General features: G+C 58.1%; 17 protein-coding genes. 7 read left to right on the top strand and 10 right to left on the bottom strand.

Annotated elements, in window-relative coordinates; all coding sequences use genetic code 11:
- Positions 1-44 precede the first annotated feature (44 nt).
- Both cueR and DL1_RS16440 read right to left on the bottom strand, forming a co-directional pair.
- Positions 45-449 (bottom strand): Cu(I)-responsive transcriptional regulator, encoded by a 405-nt coding sequence (cueR, locus tag DL1_RS16445; protein WP_038068304.1) that lies wholly within the window; start codon positions 447-449, stop codon positions 45-47.
- A 12-nt stretch (positions 450-461) separates the two neighbouring features.
- Positions 462-2,966, bottom strand: a complete 2,505-nt coding sequence (locus DL1_RS16440; protein ID WP_038068303.1) for a heavy metal translocating P-type ATPase — start codon at positions 2,964-2,966, stop codon at positions 462-464.
- 174 nt (positions 2,967-3,140) lie between these two features.
- Between DL1_RS16440 and DL1_RS21305 the strand changes: the two genes are divergently transcribed.
- On the top strand, positions 3,141-3,338 hold the full coding sequence (locus DL1_RS21305; RefSeq protein WP_009573644.1) for a heavy-metal-associated domain-containing protein: 198 nt from the start codon (positions 3,141-3,143) through the stop codon (positions 3,336-3,338).
- An 88-nt stretch (positions 3,339-3,426) separates the two neighbouring features.
- Here DL1_RS21305 and DL1_RS16435 read toward each other — a convergent pair whose 3' ends face one another.
- From DL1_RS16435 to DL1_RS16400, 8 genes are all read right to left on the bottom strand, one after another.
- A complete protein-coding gene (locus tag DL1_RS16435) occupies positions 3,427-3,747 on the bottom strand; it encodes a YnfA family protein (RefSeq protein ID WP_009573643.1) in 321 nt (106 codons plus the stop codon).
- Between the two features lie 118 nt (positions 3,748-3,865).
- Positions 3,866-4,594 carry a DsbA family protein gene (locus tag DL1_RS16430; RefSeq protein ID WP_028095397.1) on the bottom strand — a complete coding sequence of 243 codons (729 nt, stop codon included), beginning with the start codon at positions 4,592-4,594 and terminating at the stop codon, positions 3,866-3,868.
- A gap of 5 nt (positions 4,595-4,599) precedes the next feature.
- Entirely contained in the window at positions 4,600-5,070 is a 471-nt protein-coding gene (locus DL1_RS16425; protein ID WP_009573641.1) for a c-type cytochrome, read from the bottom strand.
- A complete protein-coding gene (locus DL1_RS16420) occupies positions 5,067-6,461 on the bottom strand; it encodes a multicopper oxidase family protein (RefSeq protein ID WP_038068302.1) in 1,395 nt (464 codons plus the stop codon). The genes DL1_RS16425 and DL1_RS16420 overlap by 4 nt, the downstream gene beginning before the upstream one ends.
- Before the next feature lie 56 nt (positions 6,462-6,517).
- A complete protein-coding gene (locus tag DL1_RS16415) occupies positions 6,518-7,453 on the bottom strand; it encodes a c-type cytochrome (RefSeq protein WP_009573639.1) in 936 nt (311 codons plus the stop codon).
- Positions 7,454-7,464: 11 nt separating this feature from the next.
- Positions 7,465-8,037 (bottom strand): c-type cytochrome, encoded by a 573-nt coding sequence (locus tag DL1_RS16410; RefSeq protein ID WP_009573638.1) that lies wholly within the window; start codon positions 8,035-8,037, stop codon positions 7,465-7,467.
- 426 nt (positions 8,038-8,463) lie between these two features.
- Positions 8,464-8,928: a c-type cytochrome gene (locus tag DL1_RS16405; protein ID WP_038068301.1), complete on the bottom strand. Its 465-nt coding sequence runs from the start codon at positions 8,926-8,928 to the stop codon at positions 8,464-8,466.
- A 29-nt stretch (positions 8,929-8,957) separates the two neighbouring features.
- Positions 8,958-9,521, bottom strand: coding sequence for a L,D-transpeptidase (locus tag DL1_RS16400; protein WP_009573636.1), 564 nt, complete (start codon positions 9,519-9,521; stop codon positions 8,958-8,960).
- 163 nt (positions 9,522-9,684) lie between these two features.
- Between DL1_RS16400 and DL1_RS16395 the strand changes: the two genes are divergently transcribed.
- The 6 genes from DL1_RS16395 (at position 9,685) to DL1_RS16365 (ending at position 17,977) form a co-directional block, all read left to right on the top strand.
- Positions 9,685-9,981: a DUF2933 domain-containing protein gene (locus DL1_RS16395; protein WP_009573635.1), complete on the top strand. Its 297-nt coding sequence runs from the start codon at positions 9,685-9,687 to the stop codon at positions 9,979-9,981.
- Positions 9,982-10,232: 251 nt separating this feature from the next.
- Positions 10,233-12,413, top strand: coding sequence for a protein-disulfide reductase DsbD family protein (locus DL1_RS16390; RefSeq protein WP_009573630.1), 2,181 nt, complete (start codon positions 10,233-10,235; stop codon positions 12,411-12,413).
- 562 nt (positions 12,414-12,975) lie between these two features.
- Complete coding sequence (locus tag DL1_RS16380; protein WP_229861855.1) at positions 12,976-14,157, top strand: YncE family protein; 1,182 nt, start codon at positions 12,976-12,978, stop codon at positions 14,155-14,157.
- A 33-nt stretch (positions 14,158-14,190) separates the two neighbouring features.
- The gene (locus tag DL1_RS16375) at positions 14,191-15,576 is read left to right on the top strand and encodes an MBL fold metallo-hydrolase RNA specificity domain-containing protein (RefSeq protein ID WP_038068300.1); all 1,386 of its coding nucleotides are present in this window, start codon (positions 14,191-14,193) and stop codon (positions 15,574-15,576) included.
- On the top strand, positions 15,573-17,087 hold the full coding sequence (locus DL1_RS16370) for a thymidine phosphorylase family protein (protein WP_009573626.1): 1,515 nt from the start codon (positions 15,573-15,575) through the stop codon (positions 17,085-17,087). Before DL1_RS16375 ends, DL1_RS16370 begins: the two co-directional genes overlap by 4 nt.
- A gap of 47 nt (positions 17,088-17,134) precedes the next feature.
- Entirely contained in the window at positions 17,135-17,977 is an 843-nt protein-coding gene (locus DL1_RS16365; RefSeq protein WP_245739664.1) for a ribose-phosphate diphosphokinase, read from the top strand.
- Positions 17,978-18,017: the final 40 nt, after the last annotated feature.

Genomic DNA, 18,017 nt, shown 5'->3' with positions numbered 1-18,017 from the left:
GCGCCCTGTCTCGCAGGGCGCGCGATTTCATTCGTCGTCGGAGATCATGAGAAAGTTGCGTCGTCTACGACAGAAAGATCCGCAAGAATTGGACAATCCGGTCGGTGATCGCCAGCACACTGGTGCACGAGAGACGAAAGAGTTTCTTTCATCGACATGAGTTTAGAGATCTTTTCATCAATCTGGCGCAGGTGCTCCTCTGCGACGGCCTTTACCTGCGCACTTTCTCGATTGTCATCGTTATAGAGCGCCAAAAGCGTACGGCAGTCTTCGATTGTAAATCCCAAGGCTCGCGCTCGTCCGATGAATGCCAGCTTATGAAAATCGATCTCTCTGAAGCTTCGATACCCGTTTGCAGCGCGCAAAGGTGTTACTAGACCGATATCCTCATAGTAGCGAATGGTCTTGGCCGGCACTCCTGACCGCTCGGCAACATCACCAATGTTCATTTCTGCCTCCTCTCACTCGGCCGGGACGGGGGCGAAGTCCTCCACCCGCCCAGACTCTTGGCGCTCGTCCATCGCCGGTCTTACGCGCCGCAGCCGCAAGGCGTTCGTCAAGACAAAGACCGAGCTAAGTGCCATCGCACCGGCAGCGACGACCGGTGACAGCAGCACGGCGAAACTCGGATAAAGCGCTCCGGCGGCCAAGGGTATCAAAGCCACATTGTAACCAAAGGCCCAACCAAGGTTCTGTTTGATGTTTCGCATGGTGTGTCGCGAGATCTCGAAAGCGTTCACAACGCCGCGAAGATCACCGGACATCAATACGACATCTGCGCTTTCGATCGCCACATCCGTGCCAGTGCCGATGGCGATGCCAACATCCGCGTGGGCGAGCGCGGGTGCATCGTTGATGCCATCGCCAACAAAGGCCAATGTGCCCTGCTGGCGCAGATTTTCCAGTGCCGCCACCTTGCCGTCGGGCAAGACCCCCGCGATCACGTGGTCGATACCAGTCTCTTCGGCAATTGCTTCTGCCGTTTCGCGTTTGTCGCCGGTAATCATTGCCACCTTCAAACCCAGACTGTGCAGTGCGGCAATCGCGGCTCGGCTCGAGGGTTTGACCGGATCGGCGACGCCAATCGCAGCCACCGCCTTGCCATTGATTGCGGCGAAGAGTGCGGTGCGACCTTGCCGTGCGAGCATAGTTTCAGCCTCTGCGAGTTCACCAAGATCGATCCCTTCGCGCTGCATCATTCGGTCAGCTCCGACAACAACCTCGGCCCCGTCAACGATGGCGCGCACGCCATACCCTGTAATCGAAGTAAACGCGCTCGGTTCCGACAGTCTGATGTTTTCCGCCTGCGCGCCGCGCACGATAGCTTCGGCGATCGGGTGTTCTGATCTGGCTTCGACCGATGCGACTGCCGCAAGAACGGTGCAGCGCTCGGCTCCTTCCGCCAGCACAAGGTCGGTCAGCGCGGGACGTCCGGCGGTGACGGTGCCGGTCTTGTCCAGAGCGACAACCTTGACGTCCCCCAATGCTTGCAGAGCATCCCCCTTGCGGAACAACACGCCCATTTCAGCAGCGCGACCGGTCCCGACCATGATCGACGTCGGCGTCGCCAGTCCCATCGCGCAGGGACAAGCAATGATGAGAACTGAGACACCCGCGACCAGCGCATAGGTGAGGGCGGGATCAGGGCCGAATATTAGCCAGACAAGGATCGTCAAGGCGGCGAGGGTCATCACAGCGGGGACGAACCAAAGCGTGATCCGATCCACCAACCCTTGAATGGGGAGCTTGGCGCCCTGCGCATCTTCGACCATGCGGATGATTTGGGACAACGTGGTATCCGCACCAACACGCGTTGCTTTATAGGTCAGACTGCCCGCGCCATTGACCGTACCGCCCGTGACAGGATCACCAGCCGACTTGCCGACCGGCACGGGTTCCCCGGTGATCATGCTTTCATCGACATGGCTTTCGCCGTCCACAACCTCACCGTCCACGGCGAGTCGTTCTCCGGGGCGCACAACAATCAGATCTCCGGTGCGCAAGGCATCGATCTCGACCTCGACCGCATCGCCGTCACGCAAAATACGCGCCGTACGAGCCTGTAGGCCGAGCAGCTTCTCGATTGCAGCCCCTGTTCGCCCTTTCGCTCGCGCTTCGAGCCAGCGCCCGATCAGGATCAGGACCACGATGACCGCGGCGGCCTCGAAGTAGACAGCGCGGACGGCCTCGGGCATCAGCGACGGGAAGAACGTTGCGACAACTGAATAAAGATAAGCTGCGCCTGTGCCGACGGCGACCAGACTGTTCATGTCTGGAGCACCTTTCAGCAAGGCCGGAAACCCTTTCAGATAGAACTGTCGGCCGGGCCCAATGAGCACAGCCGTTGTGAGGATGAACTGGATCAACCAGCTGGCCTGCTGTCCTATGGTATTGTTGATCGCCATATGCACGGCCGGGATCAGGTGCCCGCCCATTTCCATCAGGAAAACCGGCAAAGCGAGTGCTGCGGCCAGTGCCACCCGGCGTGCCAACCCGCGCGCTTCCTCTTCTTTTCGCGAAGTGCGATCCTGTGTTGCCGTGGCCTCGGCCACGCTGGCTGGATATCCGGCTTGCTCGGATGCACGGATGAGGGCCACAGGGTCGGTCATGCCCTCAAGATATGTGATGCGCGCATTTTCCGCCGCAAGATTAACGTTGACCTCCAACACGCCGGGAACCGAGGCAAGTGCCTTATCGACGCGCCCGACACAAGAAGCACATGACATGGACGCGATGTTCAGCGTCACGGATGCCGTTCGCGCTGGATACCCGAGATCTTTCAGGGCTTGGACCGCATCTTGCAGGTGGGACGAACCATCCACGCTGAAACGCGCAGTCTCGTTCGCGAGGTTCACCGAGACATCGGATATTCCCCTCAACGCGGCTAGGCCCCGATCCACGCGCCCTACGCATGAGGCGCAAGACATTCCTTCAATCGAGAGTGTCACTTTGGATTGATCTGTCATTTCAGTCTCCTGGAATCCCATTTGACACCCCAAATAGGAGTTCCAGTGACTGGAAGGTCAATACCCAATTTGAACTTTCCTGGCTTCGCTTTAAAAATCTACGGAGACCCTTGACCTTCCCCCCACTGGAAGCCCCATCTGCACTGAACAAGCTGTCACAGAGGAGACATCGACATGAAATTCAACGTTCCCGACATGAGTTGTGGTCATTGCACCAGTACGATCGAAAAGGCGATCAAGGCAGCTGACGCAAATGCGAGCGTATCTTGCGACATTCCGGCCCGCACGGTTTCTGTTGAAGGTGCACTGTCAACAGAACGGCTGACGGCCCTGCTTCGTGAAGCTGGGTACGAAAATACCGTGACTGCCTAATCTATGGGTCATCGCACCCGTCGTGACGGGTGCGATGACCTAGCGATTTCTAGCGACGGATTTGCCTGGTTTTCTGAGGTTCCGCAGATCATGAGCGCGAAGGCAACAGGATGAGAGCACTGCCTAGGAGGCAAAGAAGAATGCCTGCAATGTCCCAGCGGTCCGGTCGGCTCCCCTCCACTAGCCACATCCAGATCATGGACGCCGCTATGTAGACGCCCCCGTAAGCTGCATATGCCCGACCGGCCATTTCGCTTTCTGCGCGCGTCAAAAGCCATGCGAAGAGTGCCAAACTTACCAGACCTGGCCCGACCAAAAGCGGCGAACGATCGAGCCGCAACCATGCCCAGAAAGCAAAACATCCAGCGATCTCGGCAAAGGCAGCAATAAGATACCAAAGGTAAGTCATCTTCTCGCCGCCTCTTTCAGTGGTAGGCCGTGCCTAGGTCTTTTGGTCTGTAGGGGCTCCGACTCATTCGCCTGCATCATTGCTCATCGGGCGTGATGTCAGAACCCACCGCAGAGTGCTAGTTTGCCGACGCCCGCACGTTGTCGACCAGTTCCGTGAGCTTATCGCTTTCCACGAAGCCTGGAACCAGATTGTCGCCGATCACAAATGAAGGCGTGCCACTGAAGCCGAGCGACTGCGTCAACCGCATCGAGGTCGCGATATGCTCTTCAATTTCGGGGCGCTCCATGTCAGTTTGAAGGCGTTCGATGTCGAGACCGACCTCTTGTGCTATCCTGAGAACGCTTGCTTCTTCCGCCCGGCCGTTCATACCCATTAGGGCCCAGTGGAATGCCTCATACTTGCCTTGCAGCCGCGATGCGAGTGCAGCTTTGGTTGCAAACACGGATCCGTCCCCGAGAATTGGCCATTCGCGATAGACCAGACGCACATTGGGGTCAGCCTCCAGCAGTGCCAGAACTTCCGGCATAGCGCGGCGACAATATGGGCAGTTGTAATCGAAAAATTCGATAACGGTCACATCCCCATCGGGATTGCCGAGAACCGGTGCATTCGGGTCTTGCTCGAGCAATTGTCGCTGATCGCGCAAGACGGTTGCCTGCGCTTGTGCCTGGGCTTCGGCGTCCTGACGTTGAAGTATTTCGACTGCTTCCATGATGATTTGCGGATTCTCGCGGATAGCCTCATATACAAGTTCCTTGACCCGCGCTTCGTCCAGGTCTGCGGCCTGCACTGCCATTGGAAGTAAGGCAAATGACGATACGAGCATCAAATTTCTGAAAATCATGTCCATTATCCCTCTTGTTCTGCTGCTGTGCGTGCGGCCTGAGCATTGCGCTCTCGCTCTGGCCAGGTCGACTTAATGAAGCCGAGAATGTTCCAAATTTCCTGATCTGTGAGTTTGCCGGCGAAGCCCGGCATGCCACTGTCGAAATCTGAGCCCTGTTGTCGCATCAGTTCCGCCCCCCCGAGCTTGGTGTAGGAGAACAAAATCTGGTCACTATGGTGCCAGGTATGACCGTTGCGATCATGCGGCGGCGCGGGCAGGCGGCCATCTGAACCAGGGCTTCGCCAGTCTGGTTGCCCTTCGAGATTGGCGCCATGGCAGGACGCACAGTTTTCAGAATAGAGAGCTTGCCCCAGTTCGATATTGACGTCGTCAAACGGGGAAGAACCCTGGGAGGCATTGCCGCTGAACCACCAGGTTGCACCTAGCCCAATCAGGCCAATGGATGAAATTACCGCCAGGTAAGCTGATCTCATGCGACCTCCAGCCACGTCATCATGCCGGATGCCGCGTGCGAGAGCATGTGACAGTGAAACAGCCACTTTCCCGGATTGTCGGCAACGAAGGCGATCTCGCGAGTCTCGCCACCGAACATCAGCAAGGTATCCTGCAGGGGACCAACTTCACCGCCCTCCAGCACCTCCCGGAAATGCATCCCGTGCAAATGCATGGCGTGGGGGAAGGATGTATCGTTGTAGATCTCCACTCGCGCTGTTTCACCGCGTGACAGGCTAGCCAGTGGCTTCTCGGTCATGCCCACGGTACCATTGAAAGCCCAGAACTGGTTCGCGTCGACCAGTTGGCGGAACGTTTTTCGCTCACCCTCAAGTATGGCTGCGTCAAGGTTGCCCATTGCCCCGCCTTCCATGTTGAGCCTGATGCGTCTCGCCTGCTCCAGTCCCGGCACATCCATATTAGGGTTCGGTGGCAGAACTTGGGGGACATCCCGCACAGCGGAGGCCAAAGTGCCGGTCACGCGAAACTCGGTTTGGGCAAATCCCTGGCCGTCTTCAAGCCGCACCAGATGAGCACTTTCCCCTTCATCCGCAATGACGTCGACAAACAAATCCGCTCGTTGGCCCGGCCCAAGGATGATCGGTTCGCTGATCTCACTCGGCGTCACCAGTGGCATTCCGTCGAACGCCATCACCCACCCCTTTAGACCTGACAGGCCCAAAACAAAGATCCTGGCATTTGCCGCGTTGATCAACCGAAGCCGCATCCGCTCACCCTGGCTCACGTTGAGCGTAGAATTGAAGCTTCCGTTGGTGGCGACAAAGTTGCCACGTCGGCCTGCATGGCTACGATCATGAACGGCTTCAAAATCTGGGTCGAGTTGTGCGGTCTCCGGGTTGAGGAGCCAATCGTCAAGAATAAGGACTTCATCGCGATCAACATCCGGGGCTATCGGTTCTTCGACGATCAACGCTCCGTAGAGCCCACGAGCGACCTGTTCGACGGAGCGATTATGCGCGTGAAACCAAAAAGTTCCTGCATCTGGAACGGCAAAATCGTAGTCGAAGGTTTCGCCTGTGGGGATGGCATCTTGGGTGAGCCCGGCCACGCCGTCCATCGCATTTGATATCCGCACGCCATGCCAGTGCAGGGACGTCGCCTGCGGCAACTTGTTGACGAGCCGACGTTGAAGACGCGCGCCCTGCCGAACACGGATCACGGGGCCAGGAAACTTTCCGTCATAGCCCCAAATCTCCGTCTTGGGGTAGTCCGGAGGGGCGAGTTGTACGGCGCCACTTTGCGCTGTCATCACCTGAAATTCAGGGGTGGCTGCAGATCCGGCCTTGGGGAAGAAGCTCAACGCACTCATTGCCAACCCCGATTGAATGAATGCTCTTCTGGTGTGTGTCATTTCGTTCTCGTTTGTTGTGCGAGCCAGTTTTGGCTCACACATTGTCTCTATTGCAGTCACATGTCTTTATTAGCAGCGGCGCCCTCGCCCTGAGCGACCCGGTCGGCTCGAGGTTCGTCACCATCAAGCAAGTACACGGCCATCGCTTCCAGATCATCGGGGGACAAAAAGCGCGTATTGCCCTGCACGACCTCCACCATGCTGCCGCCGAAAGCGTCGCCTGACGGCGTCACGCCAGTACGCAACGCATAGGCGAGGTTGGAAACGGTCCAGCCGCGTTCCGCCAGAGAGTTCGGCGTGATCGAAGGCGCCTTGCTCCCCCCTGGCAATGCCTCATTTCCAGCAAAAACCGCGTCAAGCAGGCGCCCGCCTCCGATATTGCGTGGCGTGTGGCAAGCACCGCAATGTGCTGCACCTCGAACCAGCTCGCGACCGCGGTTCCATTGTGCGTTTTTCTCGTCAATGGGTTCCGTGGGTGGATCGTAGAGATAGGCCGCCCGCCATAGCTTCAGGCCCCATCTCTGATCGAAAGGAAACTTGACATCATGCTCAAGCGCTGCCTCGGCGACTGGTGGCACGGTCTGGAAAGCTGCCCAAAGGTCGGCAATGTCCTGATCCGTGAAATCCGCATAGAACGGATAGGAAAAAGCGGGATAATACGGCTCTCCGCTAGGACTAATGCCCTGGCGAACCGCCTTGGCGAACTGCTCAACCGTCCACCCCCCGATGCCGTTCTCTTTGTCTGTCGTCAGATTGGGCGGAAAAAACGTGCCAAAATCTGTCGCCAGCCCCGCGCCGCCTGCGAGTGCGGCGCCGCCAGCCTCTGAATTGGTGTGGCATGAAATGCACCCGGATACGCGAGCCAAATAGGCGCCGCGCTGGACATCACCCGTTTGCGTGATCGACGCGGGCACCTTGCCAATCGGCCAGATCACAAGGCCGCCGACCACAAGGGCGCAAAGCGCCCCTGCAGCAAAGACCAGTTTTTTCATCCGGCACATCTTTACTTCGCCTCGTAGCGGAATTTCGCGTGACATGCCGAACATGTCTGGGTCACCATGTTGAATGCCCCATCTGCGGGCATCGAGGCATAGTCCATCATCGGGCTTCCTGACGAAGTTCCCATCATGGACGAAGCTCCCATCATGCTTCCGGGGGATTGCGTGCCCATCATGGAGCCTGCATCCATTCCCGCACCTGACGCCATAAGCCCGTTGTCGGCGGCCTCGGCAAGACCTTCGCTAACCACCTTGAGCTGCTCTGCGAGCGCACTGAATTCTTCCCAATCCGACCAGATCTCGGACTTTGCTTCGGACGGTTTCCCAGCAGACCCTTCGGGAAACAATTCGGTCATGCCTTCGCTATGTTCGACAAAGACGCGTGCTCCCGTACGAACAGCTTCAGCATCATAGGTGATTTCACCACGCATCATCGGAGCCAGTTCTTTGACCGATTGCCCCATGGCCATCATGCCGTCCATGCGTTCTTTGACGACACCTTCCGCGCCACCATGTGCAAATGCAGCTGCGGCCATTGTCGTTCCAGCCAAGAGGCCGATCATCAGTTTGCTTTTCATCGTTCCGTATCCTGTATTTCCATGCTTGATAGATTTAATTTGATGAGGCGTGGTTGCCCCTAGGTCAGGATAGGTGTTTGGGAGGCGGGGTGTCCCTTAGGACATTCCGGTTAGAAAAGCTCTGATCTGGATGTTCGCGAGGCAATTGCGACAAGTTGGTCGAAGCTCTCGGAGCTGATAAAATGACAATTACCATATTTTTCGAGCAGTCCGGCCCCGGATCGCAATGCCCGGGGAGAAGATTATCTGCATCTTCCTCATGAGAGGTCTGATGTTTTTGCGCACTTCGTTCGGAAACTTTGGCAGCGACCGTTTCATGGCCAATTGCATCGAGAGATCCCGCCGGGAGGACGACAAATAACGCGATCGAGACCAACAGGAGAATCTGGATCGCGCTACGGAATATGTTCAGCCTGGCGACCAAAGTCAGTTGATCCCGTTCGCGCGCTGCAGTTCGCGCACGTATCCCGCAATCATCTTCACATCACCTTGGGTGAGGCCTTCAACGCGAGGCATATTGCCAAAATTCCAGTGATGAGATTGGACGCCGTTTTGCGCCGCATTCAGGAACGCGGCATCCGAATGGTGGTTCGGCTCGTAGATTTTGTGAACAAGCGGAGGAGCGACCCCATTCTGGCCTGCGGCATTTTCACCATGACAGCTGGCGCATTTTGCCTCGAACGCGCGTTGCCCCATTTGGGCTTGCGGAGAGAATTCAGCTGGAAGGAGTACATTGGCAATGGGCGCGCCCTGAGGTATGCCGCTCGTGTCCGGCGGAACCATTGAGTGTCCTTGAGCAGTCTGCGCCGGGGCCGGCTGCAACGCCTGCCAACCGACCGCTCCAAGGCCGAGCACGAAGAACCCGCCAACGAACCATCCCCAGAAATTCATAGTGTTTTACTCTCCTGCATGTGATCCGTTCAGATCAACTTAACCTGCGTCCCGACCGGCGTGCGGTCGAAGACCTCTTCTATATGTTCGTTGTAAAGGCCGATGCAGCCGTTTGATGATCTACGCCCGATTTTCCGCGTGTCTTGAGTTCCGTGGATCCTGTAGTATTGCCACGACAGATAGAGCGCACGCGTTCCCAAAGGATTGGAGGGATCTCCTCCAGGCACATAGGCTGGCCATTCCGGGTTGCGTTCACGCATTGAAGGGGTCGGCGCCCAACCTGGATTTTCCCGTTTCTCGACAACTTCTGTATACCCGCGCTTCGTCAATTCATCAGTCAAGGGAACAGAGGTCGGGTAAATCCGCATCTCTTCATCTTCTGTCCAGTGTTGGAGCACCTTTGTGACAGTATCCGAAATGATGATGCCCTTCCCGAGACGGTCAAAGTGATCACGCCAATTGTGGAGAACGAACGACGAGATATTGCGTCTTACCACACCAGCCTCTTCCGCCCGGAGAGTGTGGGGGGTCATCAAGAATGCGCCTGAAATTGCAATCAGGCTCCGCCTGTTCAAACTCGGTCTCTCTGCCATTTGTTCGTCCTTGGTTACTCAATTGGACGAGACAGGCATTGCTCAGATGGGGCTGAATCTCAACCGCAACAGGCCGCAAGATTTGTATCGAAGTGTATCCTTGACCTTCCAGCGGGAGATCAAGCTAAACAGGATACGTTGACCAAAATCAGAGGTGGATTCCATGCAAGAGGATAGCGAGTCAGGTGGCAATCGCCACGGAAAGTTGATGCACTGGGGCATGATGGCTTGCTGTGCTGTCATGCTTCTACCCATCGCAGCTTTCCTGATTGGCGGAGGCACCGTCGCAGGCCTTTGGGCAAACGCTACCGTCTTTGCGCCTCTGGTGCTCTGCGTTGGCGCCCATTTTGTGATGCACAAGATGATGGGGCGTTCATGCCATGGAAGCGACAAGCACAAGAAGACCGCCCCCCAGCCAGTGCTGATTGAAGATATGACCGACAGCGCCGTCCGGCGGTAAGTCGAAATGAGAACAAGAGCGCGGCTGGCGACTGTCTTCTTGGGAGCGATTTTCGTGAGCGCTTGTTCCGGCGGACCAGTCCTGTGCCCGACAAACCCGCCGCCAACTTTGTCGACAAAGTCACCAGAGCTGGAGCTGCCCAATGGATGTCGTCTGGCAGGGCCTATCTCCAACGGTGTGGGCCAGTTGGATTGTGTAAACGGCCGATCAGGCTTTGTTGCCACTCAAGTTCAAAGCCTGGAGATAGTGCGATGACCATCTGGCGCTCGCCAATCCGTCTTGCTTTCTGCGGTACCCTCGCTGCCGCAATGTTCTGGCTCTTGATCCCCTTTGCTGCAACGGCCGAGGTATCAGTCGCCCACAAGGTCACTGCGGTGGAAGCGCGGCTGATCTCCGCCGAGGATGCCGTTTCCGCCGAAGCTCAAACGCTCTCCGCCGGTCTGGATCTGAACCTTGCTGACGGATGGAAAACCTATTGGCGTTCGCCTGGCGAGGTTGGCATTCCGCCACAGATCGACTGGAGCGGGTCGACGAATGTCGCGGGCGTTGATTTCCTATGGCCTGCGCCCGAGCGGTTCACTGCCTTTGGCATCGAAAACTTCGGCTATCATGATGAGGTTGTCTTTCCACTTCAGATCACCCTGAAGGATCCTGGGGAACCTGTCGAACTCAGAGCAAACGTCAAGCTCTTGACCTGCTCAGCAGTTTGTGTCCCCCAGGATTTTGACTTGGCACTTTCGTTGCCTCAGGGGAACTCAATCGATCAAGTCTCGGCTAATCGTATCGGGGCATTTCTCGCACGCGTTCCGGCGGAAGGAGGAGCGGCAGGCGTGACCGCCGCCACATCCCATATAAACGATGATTTCACCCGCCTAACGATAGAAATAGCTGCCACGACTGCCTTCAAAACCCCGGACGTCTTTCCTGAAATTGGTGATGGCAACACGTTGGGGAAGCCCGACATTCGCCTTGGGGCAAGCGGGCGAACGCTTTGGGCTGAATTCCCAATTCTTGCCTACATGGCAGATACAGACGCGCCGCCACGGGTAACCGTGACGGACGGGCCGGATCACGCCCTCACCGTCACGCCAGATCGGGCAACAACCGCCCCAACTCCCCCTTTCAGTATTGATCGGGTGGTCCCCGGCATTGATCAAGTGATCTGGATCGCCATCATCGCTTTTCTTGGGGGCTTGATCCTGAACGCCATGCCTTGCGTGCTTCCTGTTCTGTCGATCAAGTTATCTTCTGCCCTGAAATCCGAAGGACGCGGCAATGCCCAAGTCAGGGCAGGCTTCTTGGCCGCCGCCGCCGGAGTCATGGTCTTTATGTGGGCACTCGCGGCTGTTCTCTTCGCATTGCAAAAGATTGGCGTTGCCGTCGGTTGGGGGCTCCAGTTCCAGAGCCCAACGTTCCTGGTTCTGATGCTCCTGATCCTTGGTCTGTTCACCGCAAACCTGTTTGGACTGTTCGAATTCTCTTTGCCTGCCGCCCTGACAACGCGGTTGATGAAAGCAGGAGGTACGGCCGGGTATGGAGCGGATTTTGCCACCGGATTTTTCGGGGCGGTCATGGCTACTCCCTGCTCCGCGCCGTTTCTTGGAACAGCTATCGCATTCGCACTTGCGGGGCGGGTGATAGACATCGCTGTCGTTTTCACCTTTCTCGGGTTAGGTCTGGCCAGCCCATATCTGTTGGTGGCCATCGTGCCGAACGTTGTTCGGTTCGTGCCCAAGCCCGGCCGCTGGATGATCGCCTTGAAAGCCGGCCTTGGCATCCTCCTGATGGGTACCGCGGCATGGCTGTTCTATGTCCTGCTCGGCGTTGCTGGATCGCGCGCGGCCCTAACAGTTGCATCTCTCGGTGCGGTTATGCTCTTCATAGCGGCATCGCCCTGGGTGCCAAGATCTCTTCGCTGGCCCTTTGGGCTGGCGCTGGCGGCACTCGCGGTCGCGGCCGCGCCATTCTTGGCAACACCCGCCGCACCCGATGCCCAAGCAGGAAAAATTGCCTGGGTCACATTTGACCGCGGCGATATTGCCCGTCGAGTATCACGCGGAGAGGTCGTTTTTGTCGATGTAACCGCCGATTGGTGTTTGACCTGCAAAGCCAACAAGGCGCTCGTTCTTGAACGCGACCCGGTTCTTTCGGCATTGAACAGCTCTGGTGTCACGCCGATGCTGGCCGACTGGACCCGCCCAGATGACGCGATCACCCGTTTTTTGGAGACCAACAACCGTTACGGCATTCCATTCAACGCGGTTTATGGGCCGTCTGCTCCCGAAGGAATTATCCTATCTGAAATATTGTCGACTCAGGATGTTCTTGCTGCTCTGCACGCGGCGCGTCCGGGGGCCGCTCAAGCAACGCTCATCGAGGACGATGTGAAGGTTTCCAGATTTGGAAACACTTTGGAGCAAAGTGCCGACTGAGTAATTTCGCCTAAGCTGCGCATCAAGGACGCCGAGTCAGGCAGCATTTAACGCCCTGATTTAGATCAACCACACCATCTGGATAGCGTGTTATAATCACCTAGGAAGGACTCAAATCATGCGATCAAGGCCACATATCGATGTCAGAAGAGTGTCGCGTATTCGCGTCAGCTTCGTCCTGATATTGATCGGAGCCTTGTTTTTCGGTCTCATTGCCGATGGTTTGCATGCGCATGAGGGCGAGCCTGCCGGGTTAGAGACGCAGATTGTTCAGGTCACCGACGCAAATTCCTCCGTCCACGTTATTCTGGACGCGGATTGCGGAATTCATCCCGGTTGCGCCGCTGCTCTGATCCCTAACGGGCTTGTCAGCGCAGTAGTTTCGAACCGTAGCACGCGAATGGTAATGTCGTGGCGGCAATCGGCGTCTTTCGCCGATGACGAATTCATACACGTCCCCATTCTCTTCTGAGCATTCCAGTCAGCGAGGTAGCGAAGCGCCTCCCTTTCGGCTTTTACGCCAATCGTGACGCTTAGGTTTTTCGACAGGCTCGTAGTCTGGATGTCCGGATTCTACCTGACCGCGCTCCTCACTTCATTCGCTCCTATCAACCGTGGATCCGCCGGTTTTCTGCCCTCGCCACGGCCACCGCATGATCTCGACCAGATAAAGGTTCCAAAAATGAACATGTCGTCCCGCATCGCCTATACGCTCGCCACTTTGTTCGTGTCAGCACCAGCTTTGGCCGCTCCGCCTACGGTCTTCATTCCAGAGGGCAGCGCCAATTCAGTCCTGATGGTTCAGGCGGAGACTGGAAAAGTCCTGCGTCGGATCAATGATGTCGAGGCGGTCCACGGTCTCGCAGGCGCACCCGGCGTGCCGTATCTGGTCGCCGGCAGCTATTCGGAGATCCCGCGCGAGGATGTCGCGTCGCTAGAAAAGCCCTCCACCGTGTCTGCAGACGATCACGCCGCGCACCACGCACCAAAGGCCGCGCCAATGGGGCCACCGGATGCCGGGATCAGTCTTCTCTCGATTCTGGACGCAAAAAGTGGCGATATCCTCCGCCGGATAGAGGTGCCGGGTGCCGTACATCATACGGCAGTTTCCCCTGATGGACGCTTTGCCGTTGCGACCCATCCGGCAGGTGACGGAATATCGGTGATTGACTTGGCGACTTTCGGCATGACGGCATTTGTCCCGACTGGATCGATGCCGAACTATGCAGCGTTCGGAACTGATCCAAATCTCGTCTACGTCTCCAACACCGGTAACGGAACGATCAGCGAAGTAGATCTGTCGCGGGGTATCGTTCGTCGCAACTTCATTGCAGGTGACACCCCGGAACATATGGCGGTTTCGCCCGAAACTGATCGACTCTTTGTCGCAGACGCGGACGCAGGTCAGGTTCTGGAACTGTCTTTGAGTACCGGTGAAAAGCTGCGGACCTTCGAAATTGGCGGCGAGATTCATGGACTGGGGCTGTCAAATGATGGGGCAACTTTGTTCGTCGCGGGTAGGGGAGAGGACAAACTCGCCTCAGTTGCACTCGCTACCGGGGAAGTGCGCACAGCCACGCTTGCACCAGAACCCTACCACCTGACGGTAATTCCAGGCTCCGACATCCTTTATGTCTCAAGCCGTGCAGAGCCCGTGGTTTGGCTCATCGATACCAGCTCACTGCAAACGCGTGAAACAGTTTCTGTCGAAGGAGAAGGACATCAGATGGTGGCGCTTCCCTGAAGGGCTGCCGATGGGAATGAAAGGCACAGGATCATGGCACAGGACACTCGCCCAACACTTCGTTTTCTGGGAGCCGCCGGAACAGTAACCGGATCGCGCTATCTGATTGAAACCGGGGATCGCCGCATTCTAGTTGATTGTGGCTTGTTTCAAGGCTTCAAATCGCTGCGGGACCGCAACCGCAAGGCGTTTCCGGTACGCCCCACCACCATTGACACCGTACTTCTGACGCACGCGCATCTCGATCATTCAGGCTATCTGCCTGCGCTGATCCGCGGCGGGTATCGAGGGAAGGTGATGTGTACCGAAGCGACGGAGGAACTCTGCGGCCTGATCCTGCCGGACAGCGGCCATATCCAGGAAGAGGAGGCACGTTTTGCCAAAAGGCACCGATACTCCAAGCACAAGAACCCCAAGCCGCTCTACACGTTGAAAGATGCTCAGGCGGCGCTTGAGCATTTGCACAGAGTTCCCTTCAACAGCACAGTCGATGTTGGTGACGGAATATCCGCAGAGTTCATCCCGGCGGGCCATTTGCTCGGTGCGGCGCAGATCCGTATCAGACTGCCAGGAAGGACAATGCACTTCAGTGGCGACCTCGGCCGACAGAACGACGCACTGATGCGACCACCACAACCGTTCTCAGGTGCGGACGTGTTGGTTTGTGAATCCACCTATGGCAATCGCCATCACGCAGCCATCGACGCGGAGGAAGAGCTTCTGCCAATCCTGAAACGTGTTTTCGGGCGGGGCGGTACGGTTCTCATCCCCTCATTCGCGGTTGGGCGCGCGCAGGGGCTTATGTATCACATTGCACGCCTGCAAAACCGCGGCGAGATCCCATATGTGCCGGTTTATCTCAACTCGCCAATGGCGATCGACGCGACCGAAATCTACCACGGCCATCACGAAGAACATCACGTTGCCTGGGAGGATTGCCTTGCGATGTTCCAGATCGCCAAGCGGGTCACTTCGGTCGAGGAGTCGAAGAAGCTGAACACGCAGCATGGCCCGATGATCATCATTTCGGCGAGCGGCATGTTGACCGGCGGGCGGATCCTGCATCACCTCGCCAGCTTCGGCGGCGACCCGCGCAACGCAATCCTGCTGTCGGGCTTTCAGGCTGGCGGTACCCGCGGGGCGGCACTGGCCGCTGGCGCGGACAGTCTGCGCATGTTCGGTCGAGATTTCCCGATCAGGGCAGAGGTGATCCAGCTCGAAGCCTTTTCCGGACATGCCGATGCCGAAGAGTTGCTGGCCTGGATGCGCGCGTCGGATCGCGCGCCGCGCATGACCTATGTGACTCACGGCGAACCTTCTGCCTCGGACCGGCTGCGCTGGCGGATCGAACATGAACTCGGCTGGCCTGCCCGCGCCCCCGAACACCTCGAAACGATCCGGCTGGACAATCCAAAATGACAGAAATCGACAATACGCTCGCCCTGTCCCGCGCGGGGATCGACACTTACCGGCAACCCGTTGTCTTCATGCGCGAAGACTGCCACGTCTGCCGCGCCGAAGGCTTCGCAGCCCTGACCCGGATCGAGGTCACGCTCGGCGACAGGTCGGTGATTGCCACGCTGAACGTGTTGACCAATGGCGACTGGCTGCCCGACGACACTGCCGCCTTGTCGGAAGAAGCCTGGGCCGCCCTGAAGCCCCAACCGGGGGACCGGGCAAGTTTTACGCACCCGGAGCCACCGGACTCCGTCTCAGCGATCCGCGCCAAGGTCTATGGAGAAACCCTTGAGCAGCAAAGGTTCGACGCAATCATTCGTGACGTCCTCGATCATCGTCTCTCCGATCTCGATCTGGCAGCCTTCATCACCGCCTGCGCGGGCGACCGGCTTTCGATTGCGGAAACCATCGCACTGACCCGATCCATGCAGGCGGCGGGCGAAACGCTGGATTGGGGCGGCGCCGAGATCTACGACAAGCATTGCGTCGGGGGGCTTCCAGGAAACCGCACCACGCCGATCATCGTTTCGATCATCGCGGCGGCGGGGCTGATGATCCCCAAGACCTCTTCTCGCGCGATCACTTCCCCCGCAGGCACGGCCGACACGATGGAGGTCATGGCTCCCGTCTCGCTCGACATCCCCGCGTTGAGACGCGTCGTCGAGGCTGAGGGCGGGTGCATCGTTTGGGGGGGCAACCTCGCTCTCAGCCCTGCGGACGATGTTCTGATCCGGATTGAACGGCCACTCGATTTCGACAGCGACGGACAGCTGGTGGCGAGCGTCTTGTCGAAGAAGGCTGCGGTCGGTGCGAAGCGCGTGCTGATCGATGTGCCCGTCGGACCAACGGCCAAGGTCCGCTCGGCGGAAACCGCCGCTGCGCTGGCAGAGCGGCTCCGCGCCGTTGGCAAGGCCATCGGCCTGACGCTCTCGATCCATCAAAGCGACGGGACTGCACCTGTCGGACGCGGAATTGGACCCGCACTTGAAGCCCAAGATGTCCTTGCCGTGCTACGCCGCAACGAGAACTTCCCTGTCGACCTGCGCGACCGTGCACTCGACATCGCTGGAGCGCTGCTGGACCTTGTCCCCGAGACGGGCGGCGCGGGCGGGCGAAAGGTGGCCGCACAGCTGCTCGACAGCGGCGCTGCCGAGGCGAAGTTCATTGCGATTTGCGATGCACAAGGCGGTTTCACTGAGCCCGGTGAGGCGCGTTATCATGCGGTGATCACCTCCCGCACGGCGGGGCGCCTCATTGCGATTGACAATCGCCGCATCGCGCGCACAGCGAAACTCGCCGGCGCACCGCGGCAGCAGCTCGCAGGGCTGCGCCTTCTGGTCCAGATCGGTGACCATATCGAATTTGGCAAGCCGCTGTTCGAGATCCACGCCGAAACGCTGGGAGAACTGGAATACGCCCGCTCCTATGCCGAGGCGCAATTGGGACTTTGCACAATTGAGGAGGCAAACTGATGACCATTATCGCCCCCTTTCCCGGCATGGAGCCATTGGCGCGCAGAATGGCGGCGACATCCGGTGCCGAAATCCAGCCGGTGGACTTGCACCATTTTCCCGATGGTGAAACCCTCGTGAAGCTCGGCGGCGATCCTGCAGGACGCGAAATCGCCTTCCTCGCCACGTTGCGCGATCCTGATCGGCTGGCGTTGCCTCTGCGTTTCGCAGCTCTGACGGCGCGCGAACTTGGGGCCGCGCGTGTGGGGCTGGTCGCGCCCTATCTTGGCTACATGCGCCAGGACAAGCGGTTTCATCCACGCGAAGCTGTGAGCGCCCCGATCTTCGCGGGATTTCTCGATGAATGTTTCGACTGGGTGATGACCGCTGACCCCCATCTGCATCGCAACCCGAGCCTTTCAGCGCTGTTCCGCATTCCCGCATATCGTGTCGCCACAGCCCCTCTGCTGGCCGACTGGATTGCGGCGAACGTTCCAGAGGCCGTGCTCCTTGGGCCTGACAGCGAAAGCCAGCAATGGGTGGCTGAAGTCGCCAGGCTCGCCGGACGCCCCTACGAAGTGCTGACAAAACATCGCTCCGGGGATCGGCAGGTCGAGATCAGCCTGCCGGGCAGCGCCGTTTTCCGACAGGGGACACCCGTGATCCTCGATGATATCGCCTCGTCCGGACACACGCTGATCCGAACGCTCGAACAACTCGAGCAGGCCGGTGCCCGACCTGCGACTTGCGTAATTATCCACGCGGTTTTCGCACACGGCGCAGAGGAAGCAATCCGCCATGCCGGTGCCGCGCGGATCGTCAGTACCGATACGATTCCACACTCAACGAACGCAGTCTGCGTCGGCGAGCTGTTAGCGACAGAAATGAAAGTTGCTCAATGCGCCACTTGACCTTCCAGTTACTGGAAGAATTAGGTTTGAGGCAATGAGC

Source organism: Thioclava dalianensis, from assembly GCF_000715505.1.
GTDB lineage: Bacteria > Pseudomonadota > Alphaproteobacteria > Rhodobacterales > Rhodobacteraceae > Thioclava > Thioclava dalianensis.
Note: the sequence above shows the minus strand (reverse complement) of the source record. Positions and strands in the feature narration are given on the sequence as shown.

Coding starts and splice junctions, on each gene's coding strand:
- cueR (WP_038068304.1), bottom strand. CDS start 449: ATGAACATTGGTGATGTTGCCGAGCGGTCAGGAGTGCCGGCCAAGACC.
- DL1_RS16440 (WP_038068303.1), bottom strand. CDS start 2,966: ATGACAGATCAATCCAAAGTGACACTCTCGATTGAAGGAATGTCTTGC.
- DL1_RS21305 (WP_009573644.1), top strand. CDS start 3,141: ATGAAATTCAACGTTCCCGACATGAGTTGTGGTCATTGCACCAGTACG.
- DL1_RS16435 (WP_009573643.1), bottom strand. CDS start 3,747: ATGACTTACCTTTGGTATCTTATTGCTGCCTTTGCCGAGATCGCTGGA.
- DL1_RS16430 (WP_028095397.1), bottom strand. CDS start 4,594: ATGATTTTCAGAAATTTGATGCTCGTATCGTCATTTGCCTTACTTCCA.
- DL1_RS16425 (WP_009573641.1), bottom strand. CDS start 5,070: ATGAGATCAGCTTACCTGGCGGTAATTTCATCCATTGGCCTGATTGGG.
- DL1_RS16420 (WP_038068302.1), bottom strand. CDS start 6,461: ATGACACACACCAGAAGAGCATTCATTCAATCGGGGTTGGCAATGAGT.
- DL1_RS16415 (WP_009573639.1), bottom strand. CDS start 7,453: ATGAAAAAACTGGTCTTTGCTGCAGGGGCGCTTTGCGCCCTTGTGGTC.
- DL1_RS16410 (WP_009573638.1), bottom strand. CDS start 8,037: ATGAAAAGCAAACTGATGATCGGCCTCTTGGCTGGAACGACAATGGCC.
- DL1_RS16405 (WP_038068301.1), bottom strand. CDS start 8,928: ATGAATTTCTGGGGATGGTTCGTTGGCGGGTTCTTCGTGCTCGGCCTT.
- DL1_RS16400 (WP_009573636.1), bottom strand. CDS start 9,521: ATGGCAGAGAGACCGAGTTTGAACAGGCGGAGCCTGATTGCAATTTCA.
- DL1_RS16395 (WP_009573635.1), top strand. CDS start 9,685: ATGCAAGAGGATAGCGAGTCAGGTGGCAATCGCCACGGAAAGTTGATG.
- DL1_RS16390 (WP_009573630.1), top strand. CDS start 10,233: ATGACCATCTGGCGCTCGCCAATCCGTCTTGCTTTCTGCGGTACCCTC.
- DL1_RS16380 (WP_229861855.1), top strand. CDS start 12,976: ATGTCCGGATTCTACCTGACCGCGCTCCTCACTTCATTCGCTCCTATC.
- DL1_RS16375 (WP_038068300.1), top strand. CDS start 14,191: ATGGCACAGGACACTCGCCCAACACTTCGTTTTCTGGGAGCCGCCGGA.
- DL1_RS16370 (WP_009573626.1), top strand. CDS start 15,573: ATGACAGAAATCGACAATACGCTCGCCCTGTCCCGCGCGGGGATCGAC.
- DL1_RS16365 (WP_245739664.1), top strand. CDS start 17,135: ATGGCGGCGACATCCGGTGCCGAAATCCAGCCGGTGGACTTGCACCAT.